This is a genomic window from Cytobacillus gottheilii (assembly GCF_018582665.1).
Lineage (GTDB): Bacteria > Bacillota > Bacilli > Bacillales > Cytobacillaceae > Cytobacillus > Cytobacillus gottheilii.
Map to the genome: position 1 here is coordinate 2,173,427 of NZ_CP071709.1, position 13,873 is coordinate 2,187,299.

A 13,873-nucleotide genomic window follows, 5' to 3' on the forward strand; every position below is an offset into this window, starting at 1 on the left:
TTCTATCGAAGTGAGGCTAAGCTGATTTGTACTGGTTCGGTGGATGGAGCAACAGGTATCAATGCGAAAATCGATGGTCATACTAAGGAAACAAAACAAACAAAATAAAATAAAATAAACATAATAGTTGGAGGCTCTCAGATGGAAGAACAGAAAAGTAGCGTAAAGACAGCAAATATAGGTGACTGGGTGCAAGTGAATAAAGGAGAAGCCAAAGGACAAAAAGGCAAAGTAGTCGTTCTTCGGGAAAATTCAGTGATAATTGAATATGGTTTGAATGAAAAGAAGGATGAACCGCTGATGACTGTGGTGAATCATCGGAATTATAAGTTGATTTAATTATTTTACTGATTTATTAAGATGTGAATTGAACTTGACTCCATTGGACGAGATATCGTTGATTTTGGGAAGAGGAAATATATTATAGTGCCCGTCATGTGAAATGGTGACGGGCAAAAGGTGTGGGAAAGTGCCCGTAATGTGAGGATACCTGTGCTGGCGGGCATTAATGGTGTGAGAAAATGCCCGTCATGAGGGAAAATCAGAATTGACGGGCGTTAAAGGTGATGCAAAGTGCCCGTCAGAAGAGGAAATAAGAGCTGGCGGGCACTAAAGGTAATGCAAAGTGCCCGTCAGAAGAGGAAATAAGAGCTGGCGGGCACTAAAGGTAATGCAAAGTGCCCGTCAGAAGAGGAAATAAGAGCTGGCGGGCACTAAAGGTGATGCAAAGTGCCCGTCAGAAGAGGAAATAAGAGCTGAAGGGCACTAAAGATGCGGCTCCGATGAGAAACCGAAATCAATCCTTTTTATAGGTAGTAGGCTTCCCAGATCTAACTACAGTAAAATACTTATTCAATACTCTTCTAATAGCCTTTATTGAAAAGATTGAGCACCAATCTAATATTGTAGAAGTTGTTACCAATTCATTCGGAAACAGAAGCATATACTCATCAATACTCCGCAGTATAGATTCATCGTGGTTTTCAGTCTTCCCACATTTTATACATTTCACTTGATTTCTATGATTAATTACAGTTTCTAAAGACCCGCGCCCCAAACAAACAACCCCCTTCCCTAGTTTACCATAATCATATTCTGGTAACCTCCTATATGGCGAATTGTCAATATGCCTCTCCATCAGTTTCTCGGCGAGTTTTTCTTGTTTGGTCGAAATCTGTGCTGGCTGTGACTTCAATTTGCCGATAAACCGATTAATCTGTGTCGGAAAAATAGCCTTTAAACTAGGCGGTGCCTGATATAGGGTGAATTCGGGGTTTACAAAAACGATGTAATAATGGAGCTTTACCGCAGAACCTCCCATATCAGAAAGTAACCGCCGCATTAAGGACTCAGACCTCTTTACTTGTATAATCGGACTCTTCACTTCATTCCCTGATATTGTTCGCAGGATCTCCCCATCCATATAAAAGTCGCCACAATAGTTTTTTACTTCAAACAAATAGACCTCATTGTTCAACAAAAGGGATGCATCAATCTGAAAGAGCGTTTGATTTTGCTCCAGTAACAAGTCAAATAGAAGAGTGCCATTTTCACCAAGCGGCTCTAATAACTCTGAAAAAACAACCTCCCCCTCATAACCTTTTTCCAAATTCCTATACTGCTGAATCTCTTTTTCACTAAGCTCCATACGGCTGTTCAAATGCTGGTGTATTCTCAGTTCTTTTGGTTCATTTAACAATTTTAAGTTCATTTAAAACATCCTATCTATAAATTTTTTACCTCCTCCTCACATATACATCTATAAAAGAGATGAGGGGCGAGACAGATGGACATTCAGATGCAAAAGGCGAATATGCTGGCAGATCAGGTTCGGGATTTTATTCTGCTGGTACAGGAAAAACACAAACAAGATGAAGGGATTTTTCATATAAAATTGCTTATTGAGGATTTTAAGCTGAGGGTTCTTTCCGATGAGCTAAAGAGAATCAATCGATTCGAGTGGGATGGGAAGTATTCGTATTATTTGGTCAAAAGGTTAAAAAAGGGATTTCAAGTAATTGAGGAATATATTCAAGGGCGTGAGGAGCTTTACCTGATTCATGGGAGGCTGTACACGATTAACAAGGGGCTTATGCTTTTAAATAACGGAGAAAACGGGGATCCTTCAGAGTAAGGTTCTCTTTTTTGTTCATTCATTGGGACTTGAGCACTAGCCTTGCTATTACGCATACAGATATGCTGTAATTTGATTATACCTTAAACTAGCAGAAAGGTGTGTCCCTGATGGCGAATCAGCAAGTGTTTGAAAGAGATATTAAAGATCATTGGTCTGTAAAATATGAAGAAGCACAGTTTCCATCTGTTCAAAAAGGCTGGATTTTGCCTGTTGACCGATGGAAGGATTTTGATCCATTTATTTTGATGGCAGAGGACTGGTTCAAGCGCGGAACGTTTTCGGATCATCCGCACCGGGGATTTCAGACGGTTACATATGTGGTGGATGGCAGGCTTGAGCATATTGATAATGCCGGGGGCCGAGATATTTTAGAACCTGGTGATGTGCAATATATGAATGCTGGCTGGGCTGCGCGTCATGCGGAAGAAGCGGTTGGGGAAGACATTGCCCATACACTGCAGCTATGGCTGAACCTGCCGAAAGATCAAAGGAAAACGCCAACCACCTATCAAAATATATACCGTGAAGACGCTCCAACAGCATCATTTGAAGGCGGCTATGTGAAAGTGTTTTCCGGTAATATTGCCGGTGTGCAAGGGCCGCTAAACAGCGTTGTGCCCATCACATTGTCGGAAATCAACTTAGAAAATGGGGCGACATACACGCATCTGCTGCCTGAAACACATAATGCCTTTGTCTATGTTTTATCAGGAGATTTAACCATTGGATCCTCTAATGTAAACTTGAAAAAGCATGGAGTCGCAACGTTAACGTTCAATGAGGCAGGAACTGATGAAAATAAAAGTGAAATAAAAATCAAGGCAAACAGCAGGAGAACAAGACTTCTTGTATACTCCGGAAAGCCTATAAAAGAAGAAATTGTTCCTTATGGTCCGTTTGTGATGAATTCAATGGATGAAATCAAGCAGGCATATCGCGATTATCATAATGGATTATTTGGACCGCCAGCAAAGTAAATTTGTGTTTATTATAGGAGGAAATGATGGAAATTGGAATCAGTACTTTCGTAGAAACAACGCCAGACCCACATACAGGGGAGACGATTAGCCATGCCCAGCGAATTCAAGAGGTAGTGGAAGAAATCGTCTTAGCCGATGAGGTTGGCTTAGATGTATTTGGAGTCGGTGAGCATCATCGTGAAGATTATGCTGCTTCATCTCCTGCCATTATTTTAGCCGCAGCTGCTGCAAGAACGAAACAAATTCGCCTAACAAGCGCTGTAACTGTGCTTTCGTCTGCAGATCCTGTACGTGTTTTTCAGGATTTTGCAACAGTTGACGCCATTTCAAATGGCCGAGCAGAAATTATGGCCGGTCGCGGATCATTTATCGAATCTTTCCCGTTGTTTGGTTATGATCTGCAGGATTATGATGAGTTATTTGATCAAAAGTTAGAATTGCTTTTAAAAATCCGTGCGTCTGAAAAAGTGACATGGCAAGGTGGACATCGCCCTGCCATCAACAACCGTGGGGTATACCCTCGTCCAGTTCAGGATCCACTTCCTGTCTGGATCGGCAGCGGAGGCAACTCTGAGTCTGTCGTTCGGGCGGGTCTGCTCGGTCTGCCGCTTGTACTCGCCATTATCGGTGGACAGCCTGTCCAGTTTGCTCCGCTTGTTGAGCTATACAAAAAGGCAGCAGCACATGCTGGACACGATGGATCGAAGTTAACGGTTGCTTCCCATTCACATGGATTTATTGCTGACACAACAGAACTTGCTGCAGAGCAATTTTTCCCATCCACACAGCAGGCGATGAGCAAACTTGGCCGTGAACGCGGGTGGGCACCATATACAAAAGCTACTTTCGATAATGCTAGAAGCTTTGAAGGTGCATTATATGTGGGTGATTCCGAAACAGTTGCGAAAAAAATCATCCATCTCCGAAAAAATGTAGGCATCACACGTTTTATGCTCCATGTCCCAGTTGGAACCATGCCACACGATCAAGTGATGCGGGCAATCGAGCTTTTAGGAAAAGAAGTCGCTCCAATTGTAAAAAGTGAAGTAGAGAAGTGGGAGCAGGAACAGTAAACGAGAAAAACCATAAGGCACTCAGTCGTTGATAAATGATTGAGTGCTTTTTTACACATTTTCTTAATTTACTAAATTGTCGTATAATTAGGTAAAACTGGAGGTGTCTTGAATGACAAAAATAGCTGTACAAGATGTATATTCAGATGATTATTCCTGGTGCTATGGATGTGGAAAGTTAAATGAAAAGGGTCACCAGTTTAAAACAAGATGGGAAGGGGAGAAGACAGTCACCATTTTTCAGCCGAAAAGTGAACATATGGCGGTTCCTGGTTTTGTTTATGGCGGAGCAATAGCATCATTGATTGATTGTCATGGCACAGGGTCTGCTGCATTGGCACTACACCGACAAAATGGGCATGAACCAGGTGACGGAAAAGAACCGCCTCGCTTTGTAACCGCTTCCCTTCATGTCGATTTTATGAAACCAACTCCGCAACATGTAGAATTAAAAGCGGTAGGTGATGTAGAAGCGATTCACCCTAAAAAGTGGAGAGTGACCGTTGAAGTGTTCGCAGACTCTATTTTATGTGTCAAAGGGGAAGTCATTGCGGTGGTGATGCCAGATACATTTTTGCAAAAATAACATTCCAATCGTTATTTATTTGCTCTTTTTGATTATACGTTTTTTCATTAATAGATAAATAATATGCCAAGCTATAAGTTATGTGATTAATGTAATTACAAGAATCATGTATCTTACATCGTTTATATGTCTTCCTATAAAAACAGAAGGATTTTCTACAAAAAAATAGAACTTATAGAAAAAAAGGAGGAAACCCAACATGCAAGCACTACTAGTCATTGATGTTCAAAACGCGATTGTTGAAGCTGGAGAGTTTTCAAGTGAGCTTGCCCGTATGGAAAAGGTGATTCAGGATTTTAAAGCAAGCGGGCAGCCGGTCATTTTTATCCGGCATTTGGATCAAGTGGAGGAGAGCCCTTTATATAAGGATTCAGAAGGATCTCACCTGCACCCATCTCTAAAGGATTATGCAGAACATGTGGTAGAGAAGACAACGCAGAGTTCATTTTTCAAAACGAATCTTCCACAGCTTTTAGAAGAGTTAGGGGTAGATCATGTCTTTATCGTTGGTTTTAGTACGGAGTTTTGCTGTATGTTTACGGCGATTTCGGCGTTTGACCGCGGGTATAAGGTGACGTTTATCGAGGATGCGACCGGGACGACGAACAATGAAGATACATATGAAATGAAGGGACTGGATATCCGTGATTTTGTCGGAACGGTGCTTCATTGGTCTGAGGTTATTGAAGTTCTTGATTTTGAAGAGTATGTGGAGGAGTACAATTCTCTGCAAAAGACGCTTAACTAGTTATTAGGAGGAAAATGGCTATCAATCATTTTGAAGAATACGATGATCCCATTTTGTATGATCAGGAGAATGAGGCTCATCTACCAGAGCTTCCTTTTCTTTTAAAGTGGGCAGAAAAACAGCAAAGCATAATAGTCGATTTAGCCTGTGGGACTGGACGGCTTACTATCCCATTAGCAAAAAGAGGTTACCATTTAGTTGGTGTGGATATCCATAATGGCATGCTGACTCAAGCAAAACAAAAGTCAGGTCAGCATGGAGTGCGAATTGACTGGCGAGAACAGGATTGCACAGTATTAGATCTACAGATTAAGAGCCGTTTTATTTATTGTGTAGGCAATTCATTTCAGCATTTCCATTCAAACGAGGAACAGGATCGATTTCTTACTTCTGTGCACAAACATTTACATGATGATGGAATTTTGATTTTTGGCACTCGATTTCCCAGTGAGGAAGAGCTGCTGCAGCCAAGTACGGAAGAATATTGGAGATCGTATAAAGATAATGAACAGGTAACAGTCGACGTCTATACCATCAGCCAATATGACTCATTAAGTCAAATCCAGCATTATACCACAATCAGAAAATATAAAAATCAAGACGGCACGATCATAAATGAAAAAATAACTGGAATTCAATTAAGATATGTATTTCCAAAAGAAATGGAAAGACTTCTCCGTTCAAATGGATTTGAAATTCTCCATCATTACAGCGATTGGCAGGAATCCGAAATAACGACCGATAGCTATGAAAGCATTTATGTCTGCCGGAAAAAGAATTCATAGATGGTTAACCCAAACACTTGTCCTCCTTTTATGCTACAATAAATAAATCTAAAGAACAGCGGAAGGGGGGCAATGTTAATGGAGAAGGCAATCACACATAAAATGATCAAGGAACGGTGCGGAACCATCTCCTATAAAAGAGGGGATGCTTTTTTTCGTGCCAATAAAGTCAGTTTTGAAAGTTATGATCAGAAGCAATGTGAAGCGACCGTGGATGGAGCGGAGCCTTTTTACATTAAATTAAAAAGTGATGTGAGCGGTGAACTGCAAGCAGAATGTACATGTCCAAAGCTTGCCTCCTATACAAAGGACTGCCAGCATGTGGCAGCTGTGATGCTTGCAATCCACGAAATCCAGCGACAGGGGATATCGCCAATAGCACCAAAGGGCGGTAAAAGCGATTTAACTGATGGTTTGCTTAGTCTTTTTCAGAAAAAGTCTTTGCCAGCAAGCAGTCAGCAGCGTCATTTTGAAAATCGGATGATGCTAAATGCAGAGTTTTTATGCGAGATAAAAGAAATCGGCAGCAATGATCATTTGCTGTCACTATCAATCAGCATACAATCCATTAGAATACAAAATATTCGAGCGTTTATTAAAGCGGTAAAAAAGCGGCAAACTTGTGTGCTGTCTTTGCAATTTACCTATGATCCTAATGAGCACTGCTTTCATCCAGATGTGGATCGCTTTTTCGAACTGCTCTATCAAATGATTATCGATGAGAGCATGTTTCAAGAAGAGGATAACGGTGAATTAATCATTTCTGCTTCTTTATGGTCTCATTTGAAAGAATATACAGGAAACATTCCGATCAAATTTTCCCAATTTCCATTGCAGGTATCTGAGCAAACGCCGCCGCTTCATTTTACACTAAAAGATGGTGCTCAAGCTGGACAATATGTTATGCATGTTCAAGGACTGCAGAACGCTCTTCTTTTTCATCGGTATTCTGCGATGCTCATTGACAGCATCATGTTTATGCTGCCGAAAGATCAATTCCAGCAGCTATATGAGCTGGATAAAATGCTAAAGCAATCCTCTGCAAATGAAATCCCGATCACAAAAGATCAGCTCGACTTTTTTATAAAGCAGGTTGTTCCAGGACTTCGGAAGATCGGAATTGTTCATATACCAGCTGATATTATGCGGACTCCGCTGCAGGCGAAACTGTATCTGGATCGAATCAATAACCGCTTATTGGCGGGTCTAGAGTTTCATTACGAACAAATTGTTATTCAACCGCTTGAAAATCGCGAGCCTCCTCCTGGGGTAAGAATTGTGCGAGATGTGCAAAAGGAAAATCAGATCCTAGAGCTCATGGAAGAAGGTCAGTTTGCGAAAAGTGATGGCGGCTATATGCTGCAAAATGAAGGACTTGAGTATCAATTTTTATATCACCTGCTGCCAAAGCTGCAAAAGCTTGTACATGTGTATGCGACAACGGCTGTGCGCAATCGGATTTTTAGAGAAAATCCTAAACCGCGTTTTCGGGTTGCTTTTAAAAGAGAACGAACGAATTGGCTTGAATTTAAGTTTGAACTTGACGGTGTTTCGGATCATCATATACGCGAGCTGCTTCAAGCGCTTGAGGAAAAGCGCAAATATTATCGGCTCCGCAATGGATCGCTGCTTTCGCTGGAATCAAAAGAGTTTGAGGAAATTCAGCGGTTCCTGCAAATGGTTCCGAGTCAGGTCAATGAAGAAGAGAGCCTCTACCAAATGCCTGTTTCGAAAGGGTTGCAGGTACTTGAAACGGATGAGAACGGACAGCTCTTTACAATGGAAGAGTCACTAAAAGGCTTTTTAGAAAAGCTGCAAAATCCTAATGAGGCCACATATCCTGTTCCTGATCAGTTAAAATCTATTTTAAGAGACTATCAAAAAGTTGGCTATTACTGGATGAAAACGCTGGCGGCATACGGATTTGGCGGCATATTGGCGGATGATATGGGACTCGGGAAAACGCTGCAGAGCATTGCTTTTATTCTTTCTGAATTAGATGCAGTGCGCGAACAGAGGAAACCGATCTTAATTATCTGTCCTGCATCCGTTACTTATAATTGGCTGCATGAGCTTATGAATTTTGCGCCAGAAATAGAGGCTGCTGTCATAGATGGTGAACAAAAAGAACGGGAAGCGATGATAAGCCGATTTTCAGAATTAGATGTTATGATTACTTCATATCCGCTGCTTTTAAAAGATAGTCGGAATTATGAGTCGTTATCATTTCATACGGTTTTCTTTGACGAAGCACAAGCTTTTAAAAATCCAACAACGCAGACAGCCAAAGCAGTTAAAAAGATTCAGGCTGATCGCCGCTTTGCTTTAACAGGAACACCAGTTGAAAATGCATTAGAAGAGCTGTGGTCGATTTTTCATGTTGTATTTCCGGAATTATTCGGTGGTATAAAAGAATACAGTCATTTAACCCGGGAGAAAATCTCCAAAAGAATTCGGCCATTTTTGCTGCGCAGACTAAAAAAAGATGTGCTTTTGGAGCTGCCTGAGAAGATAGAAATGATCGATTCATCCGAACTGCTTCCAGATCAGAAAAAGCTCTATGCTGCATACTTGGCAAAGCTTCGTCATGATACGCTCAAGCATCTGGATAAACAGACACTGAGGAAAAATCGCATCAAAATCCTCGCTGGCATCACCAGGCTGCGGCAGATTTGCTGTCATCCCGGCTTGTTTGTGGACGGATACAAGGGCGGCTCCGCTAAACTGGAGCAATTGATCCAAATCCTTCAAGAAGCACAGCATGCCGGCAGAAGGATACTGATTTTCTCTCAATTTACGAAAATGCTTGCCATAATTGGACAGGAAGCTGCAAAGCTGGGGATGGATTTTTTCTATTTGGATGGACAAACACCTTCTTCCGAAAGGGTCGAACTATGCACGCGTTTTAATGAGGGGGAACGCGATCTCTTTCTGATTTCGTTAAAAGCCGGTGGAACAGGTCTTAATTTAACAGGTGCAGATACTGTTATTTTATATGATTTATGGTGGAATCCAGCTGTTGAAGAACAAGCAGCAGACCGCGCCCATAGAATGGGGCAAAAACACCATGTGCAAGTGATAAAACTAATTTCAAGAGGCACCGTAGAGGAAAAAATCAATCTTCTTCAGGAGAAAAAGCGCGACTTAATAGATGAAGTATTAACATTTGATGCCAGTTTAACGGAAGAGGATATTGTAGAGCTATTACAATAGAGGACATGCTGCCTGGGGGTGTTTTTTTATAATTCCTGGGCAAGCCGTTTATCTTCATATATCTGTCAGCATGTTTAGTGTTCATTACAATCTTTAAAAACACTTACTAAGCTAGCAAAAAAAGGAGGAGTAACAATGAATGCAACAGAAGGAATGATTGATGTAACAGGCGGTAAAGTATGGTATCAGAAGCATGTGGGAGAGGGGACCGGAACACCGGTCATTATTCTGCATGGCGGACCGGGTTCGTCTCATTACTCTATGCAGGATCTGAAAATACTCGCTAAGGACCGTCCAGTGATTTTTTATGATCAGCTTGGCTGCGGAAAATCCGAGCGGCCAAACGACAAATCACTTTGGCATATAGATCGTTTTGTAGAAGAGCTTGGGCAAGTCCGTGAAGCCCTAAAGTTAGATGAAGTACATATTCTTGGACACTCTTGGGGAACAACTCTTGCGGCAGCCTATTTATTAACAAAGCCAGCTGGCGTAAAAAGTGTGATTTTTTCAAGTCCATGCTTAAGTGCCCCGTTATGGGCAGAGGATCAGGAACGAAACCGCCAGCTTTTGCCGGAAGATGTCCAAGCTATCTTAAAAGAATGTGAAGCAAACGGAACAACCGATTCAGAAGCATATAAAGAGGCAACAGCTGAATTTAATAAAATGTTTGTCTGCAGATTGGATCCAATGCCTGCGTTTTTAAAGGAAGGCGCAAAATACAGAAGTCCTGAAGTATACAATATGATGTGGGGTCCTTCTGAGTTTCATGTAACTGGAAACTTAAAAAGCTTCGATTGTACACAGGAGCTGAAAGAAATCGAAATTCCATCTTTATATACATGCGGCCGCTATGATGAGGCAACACCACAGTCAACACAATCCTTTAGTGAGCTAACTCCTAATTCGGCATTTCATGTTTTCGAAAAAAGTGCCCATATGCCGTATATTGAAGAGCCTGAACAGTATGTAAATGTTATTTCTAATTTTCTTAACCAAAACGATTGAGTCACATATCGATGAGAAAAAATGTACTTGTAGCGAGTGTCGCAATATTTAATGAACAAGAAGAAGTTCTAATTATAAGAGAAGAAAAGAAGGGCTGGAATTTTCCATCGGGCCGTTTAGAAGATGGGGAAGATATTATTGCAGCAGCCACCCGAGAAGTGAGAGAAGAAACGGGACTGCAAGTATCGATTACAGGTACTACAGGTGTATATCAATTCATAAGTGATTCAAACGATCCTGTTATTCTTTTTCAATTTATTGCTTCACATAGCGGAGAGTCACTAAGAATGACAGAGGAAGATATAGTAGAAGCAAAGTGGATACGAATCTCAGATCTTATCCAAACAGAAGAAAGAATGCTGCGAAACGCTGCAAATATGAAGCGTATTGCGAAAAATTTGCTCAAAAATCCGCTATTTAACCTCTCTTTTTTTCATGAAGAGTAAAAAGCAAAAGGGACTGTACCCATCATTGGATACAGTCCCTATTAAAAAGGAGGAAAAGGGTATTGCTTGTCCTAGCTACATTTATAGAATAAAGGATAAATATGACGAGAGTATGAACAAAGAGTGTCAAACATCATAATTCCGTTAAACGATTTTATGACATTCCACCTTTCCGATTGAAAAATAGAATGGAGAAGGAAACGGCGGCCATTTTCCTTCTTTTAGTTTTGTAAAAGTAATACCTGCCCAATTTCTGCGTTCGTTTACTCCTGTGAAAAATATGTACAGAGTATTGCGGTCATGTTCGTTTTCACCATAATAGGCGCAGGGGGCGGCAATTCCGTGTTTATACCACTCTTCTCCAGCTTCACACTCAATCAGCTCATATGGATGAGATGACCAGTTGTTTCGGTCTCCATTTGGCTTCTTTCCTTCCAGCAGCCATAACCCTTGCGGAGGAAATGGCGTTCTTCCATATAAATTGGTGCTGCGGCATACCGTCATTTCAAAAGCTGAGGACGGTGTCTGATGAACAGAGGCATCATAATAGTTTTCATCCTCGTTAAATAGAGAGATAGGCTCAGACCAATCTTCTAAGCCGTTTTGACTTTCAATATATTGAATGGTATAGCGGGGTTCTCCGGTTTTTCCCGTTTCCTGAACAGTTGTCACATACCACATTCTCCATAAACCATTATAATAACGAACTTTTGGTTCAAGCACATTTGGACTGGCGGCAGTACCAGTTATTATTGGCTGCGGATAACGGACCCAGTTGTCCTCTTTCTTTTCGATGACACCAATTGAATATGGAGCTTGATTATCAAGGACTTTTTTTGAAGCCCTCCCAGTATAATAAACTCTCTCTACTCTGCCGCCTTTTTCATCGAATCCGCTTACAAAGCAAGGGGTATGATAGCCAAAATAATCCCAGCTGCCCTTAGCGGAATTAGCAATTAAAGGTTTTGCTTTCGTAGGATTATCTTTATCCGTCATGATTTTCCACTCATTACAATCAAGCCCTTCACCAGCAGGAAGGTAGGCAGAAAAAATATTATTTTTAAAATTAGACTGGAAACCGCCAAAAAACATCCACCATTGGTTTTGGATTTTTGTAACATGGGGGTCGCCAATCCCAAAAATGTTATGAATGGGGCCATACCGTTCTGTCTGATCAAATAGCTTCACAGGGTGTTTAAGTGTGAAATTCATGACTAGGAGTTCACATCTCCTTTTTCAACGAGCTTCTGGAAGCCATAATTGATAAAAGAATAGGCAAATGCTGTATAAAATAGATGCTTTGATTTAAATTTCTTAAGTTTATAGGCTCCGACGTTTTGGAAGAAGATATTTAATCCAAAGGCAAATATTAAATCCATGATTAAATTAATGAAAGTATAGAGTAGAAATCTTCCGTTCGTAAAATGAAAGATCCACATATTTATGGCAAAAAAAGGGCCAAAAATAAAGGAAAAAGCATTATAAACCGTATATTTTACGCCACCTTTCGTCTTCCACCATTTAAATCCTATAGCCATCATCGTTTCTGCCAATAAAACACAAGCTGAAAATAATGTAACCGTTAAGTATTTGCGAAATGAGGATTTGGGGAGAAATATAATGCTAAACCAAGATATAAGCACAATTGAAATTCTAAAAATTAGTGTCAATGGATCATCACCTCATATTTAAGCATTATGGAAAATGCAAAGTATTGTATTAACTTCCTTTTAGGATGGTTTAAAGTAGAAAAATTATACAACTGAGGTGATTCTAAAAATAAAAAAAGCCATCAGTTTGATATGGGACAAAACCAGACTGATGGCATAGTACTTATTGATTTTTTCTAAGAAAATGATCGCATAATATCCCTTCACGAATCGATTGATCAATAGGCATAAAATAAGGCGCTTGAATTTCCTCCATAAGAGCCAGGATAATCATAATCCCTGGAATAATGATATCTTTTCTTTTTTTAGAGAGCCCTTTTATTTTCCCACGATCTTGAACAGGGATGGAGGCAATCTCCATGAGAACACGATTAACTTCTGCATAGCTCATTACAGGCTGTTCAATCTTCTTAGTTGCTTGATGAACACGTCCTACGTTTCGCGCCGTTCCCCCAATTCCAATAATAGGAGCATTTTGATGGGTTAGCCAAGGATGCTTTTTAAACGTTTCAATTAAAAAGGAATGAATCTTTTCTAAATGAGCCACTGTCAATTCCTGATCACAAGGAAAGCGCCGATCCAAGGAGACTGCACCAAATGGGAAACTCACATATTCAATTAATTCTCGATCTTTAAATAGGGTAATCTCTGTGCTGCCTCCGCCAATATCGATCGTAAAGCCATCGTCTAAATCAATTGCATTCACAACACTGACATAGCCGTAATAGGCTTCTTCATATTCACTTAAGAGTCGGAACGGGCAATCTATATGTAATTTCATAGCATTTAAAATGGCTTCTTTATTTGAAGCCTGCCTAATGACAGCAGTAGCAAATCCCATGACCTCTATTTCAGGGTAGGAGGTTAAGATTTCGTTAAATTGATTAAGGGTGGAAAGTAAGATTTGTATTCCTTCTTCTTTTAAATTGCCATCATCCTGTATATAATTGATCAGTCTTGCCGATACTTTTTCATTTTTGATTTCTGTGTAATTGTTGGTATTATCAATCTGATAAATGACCAGCCGAACCGAGTTGGAGCCAATATCTATAATACCGATCAGTCTTTCCTTCAATTCCTGTACACTTCCTTTGCTGGTTGTAGATCCTTTTATAAAGAAATCAGATAAATTTAATAGTAATCTATCGTAAAAAAAATGTAAATGCTATAATGACTTTGAAGACATTATAGTAAAAATATTAACGAAAATTTAACAATTCCTATTGTTTT

General features: G+C 40.3%; 14 protein-coding genes. 10 read left to right on the plus strand and 4 right to left on the minus strand.

Annotation, left to right across the window (positions count from 1 at the left end):
• Positions 1-141 precede the first annotated feature (141 nt).
• Positions 142-339: a DUF2187 family protein gene (locus tag J1899_RS10785; protein ID WP_066445992.1), complete on the plus strand. Its 198-nt coding sequence runs from the start codon at positions 142-144 to the stop codon at positions 337-339.
• Positions 340-796: 457 nt separating this feature from the next.
• On the opposite strand, the gene J1899_RS10790 is transcribed toward J1899_RS10785, so the two are convergent.
• A complete protein-coding gene (locus tag J1899_RS10790) occupies positions 797-1,711 on the minus strand; it encodes a nuclease-related domain-containing protein (protein WP_214478633.1) in 915 nt (304 codons plus the stop codon).
• Between the two features lie 75 nt (positions 1,712-1,786).
• Here J1899_RS10790 and J1899_RS10795 point away from each other — a divergent pair, with 75 nt between their 5' ends.
• From J1899_RS10795 to J1899_RS10835, 9 genes are all read left to right on the plus strand, one after another.
• Positions 1,787-2,134, plus strand: a complete 348-nt coding sequence (locus J1899_RS10795) for a hypothetical protein (RefSeq protein WP_214478634.1) — start codon at positions 1,787-1,789, stop codon at positions 2,132-2,134.
• Between the two features lie 110 nt (positions 2,135-2,244).
• Positions 2,245-3,114 (plus strand): pirin family protein, encoded by an 870-nt coding sequence (locus tag J1899_RS10800; RefSeq protein WP_214478635.1) that lies wholly within the window; start codon positions 2,245-2,247, stop codon positions 3,112-3,114.
• Positions 3,115-3,140: 26 nt separating this feature from the next.
• Entirely contained in the window at positions 3,141-4,190 is a 1,050-nt protein-coding gene (locus tag J1899_RS10805; protein WP_214478812.1) for an LLM class flavin-dependent oxidoreductase, read from the plus strand.
• A 112-nt stretch (positions 4,191-4,302) separates the two neighbouring features.
• Positions 4,303-4,776, plus strand: a complete 474-nt coding sequence (locus tag J1899_RS10810; protein ID WP_214478636.1) for a PaaI family thioesterase — start codon at positions 4,303-4,305, stop codon at positions 4,774-4,776.
• 199 nt (positions 4,777-4,975) lie between these two features.
• Positions 4,976-5,524, plus strand: coding sequence for a cysteine hydrolase family protein (locus J1899_RS10815; protein WP_214478637.1), 549 nt, complete (start codon positions 4,976-4,978; stop codon positions 5,522-5,524).
• A gap of 14 nt (positions 5,525-5,538) precedes the next feature.
• Positions 5,539-6,309, plus strand: coding sequence for a class I SAM-dependent DNA methyltransferase (locus J1899_RS10820; RefSeq protein WP_214478638.1), 771 nt, complete (start codon positions 5,539-5,541; stop codon positions 6,307-6,309).
• Positions 6,310-6,387: 78 nt separating this feature from the next.
• Entirely contained in the window at positions 6,388-9,522 is a 3,135-nt protein-coding gene (locus J1899_RS10825; protein WP_214478639.1) for a DEAD/DEAH box helicase, read from the plus strand.
• A gap of 135 nt (positions 9,523-9,657) precedes the next feature.
• Entirely contained in the window at positions 9,658-10,527 is an 870-nt protein-coding gene (locus J1899_RS10830; RefSeq protein ID WP_214478640.1) for a proline iminopeptidase-family hydrolase, read from the plus strand.
• Between the two features lie 11 nt (positions 10,528-10,538).
• Positions 10,539-10,973 carry an NUDIX hydrolase gene (locus J1899_RS10835; protein ID WP_214478641.1) on the plus strand — a complete coding sequence of 145 codons (435 nt, stop codon included), beginning with the start codon at positions 10,539-10,541 and terminating at the stop codon, positions 10,971-10,973.
• Between the two features lie 144 nt (positions 10,974-11,117).
• On the opposite strand, the gene J1899_RS10840 is transcribed toward J1899_RS10835, so the two are convergent.
• The 3 genes from J1899_RS10840 to J1899_RS10850 all read right to left on the minus strand — a co-directional run bounded on the left by J1899_RS10840 (position 11,118) and on the right by J1899_RS10850 (position 13,718).
• The gene (locus J1899_RS10840; RefSeq protein ID WP_066445960.1) at positions 11,118-12,185 is read right to left on the minus strand and encodes a hypothetical protein; all 1,068 of its coding nucleotides are present in this window, start codon (positions 12,183-12,185) and stop codon (positions 11,118-11,120) included.
• Positions 12,186-12,187: 2 nt separating this feature from the next.
• Entirely contained in the window at positions 12,188-12,643 is a 456-nt protein-coding gene (locus tag J1899_RS10845; RefSeq protein ID WP_214478642.1) for a hypothetical protein, read from the minus strand.
• 163 nt (positions 12,644-12,806) lie between these two features.
• Complete coding sequence (locus J1899_RS10850; RefSeq protein WP_246586639.1) at positions 12,807-13,718, minus strand: Ppx/GppA phosphatase family protein; 912 nt, start codon at positions 13,716-13,718, stop codon at positions 12,807-12,809.
• Between the last annotated feature and the right edge of the window lie 155 nt (positions 13,719-13,873).

Excerpts from the sequence above, each read along its gene's own strand:
- J1899_RS10830 (WP_214478640.1), top strand. The coding sequence starts at position 9,658 with ATGAATGCAACAGAAGGAATGATTGATGTAACAGGCGGTAAAGTATGG.
- J1899_RS10835 (WP_214478641.1), top strand. The coding sequence starts at position 10,539 with ATGAGAAAAAATGTACTTGTAGCGAGTGTCGCAATATTTAATGAACAA.
- J1899_RS10825 (WP_214478639.1), top strand. The coding sequence starts at position 6,388 with ATGGAGAAGGCAATCACACATAAAATGATCAAGGAACGGTGCGGAACC.
- J1899_RS10805 (WP_214478812.1), top strand. The coding sequence starts at position 3,141 with ATGGAAATTGGAATCAGTACTTTCGTAGAAACAACGCCAGACCCACAT.
- J1899_RS10840 (WP_066445960.1), bottom strand. The coding sequence starts at position 12,185 with ATGAATTTCACACTTAAACACCCTGTGAAGCTATTTGATCAGACAGAA.
- J1899_RS10810 (WP_214478636.1), top strand. The coding sequence starts at position 4,303 with ATGACAAAAATAGCTGTACAAGATGTATATTCAGATGATTATTCCTGG.
- J1899_RS10785 (WP_066445992.1), top strand. The coding sequence starts at position 142 with ATGGAAGAACAGAAAAGTAGCGTAAAGACAGCAAATATAGGTGACTGG.
- J1899_RS10800 (WP_214478635.1), top strand. The coding sequence starts at position 2,245 with ATGGCGAATCAGCAAGTGTTTGAAAGAGATATTAAAGATCATTGGTCT.
- J1899_RS10790 (WP_214478633.1), bottom strand. The coding sequence starts at position 1,711 with ATGAACTTAAAATTGTTAAATGAACCAAAAGAACTGAGAATACACCAG.
- J1899_RS10795 (WP_214478634.1), top strand. The coding sequence starts at position 1,787 with ATGGACATTCAGATGCAAAAGGCGAATATGCTGGCAGATCAGGTTCGG.
- J1899_RS10815 (WP_214478637.1), top strand. The coding sequence starts at position 4,976 with ATGCAAGCACTACTAGTCATTGATGTTCAAAACGCGATTGTTGAAGCT.
- J1899_RS10820 (WP_214478638.1), top strand. The coding sequence starts at position 5,539 with ATGGCTATCAATCATTTTGAAGAATACGATGATCCCATTTTGTATGAT.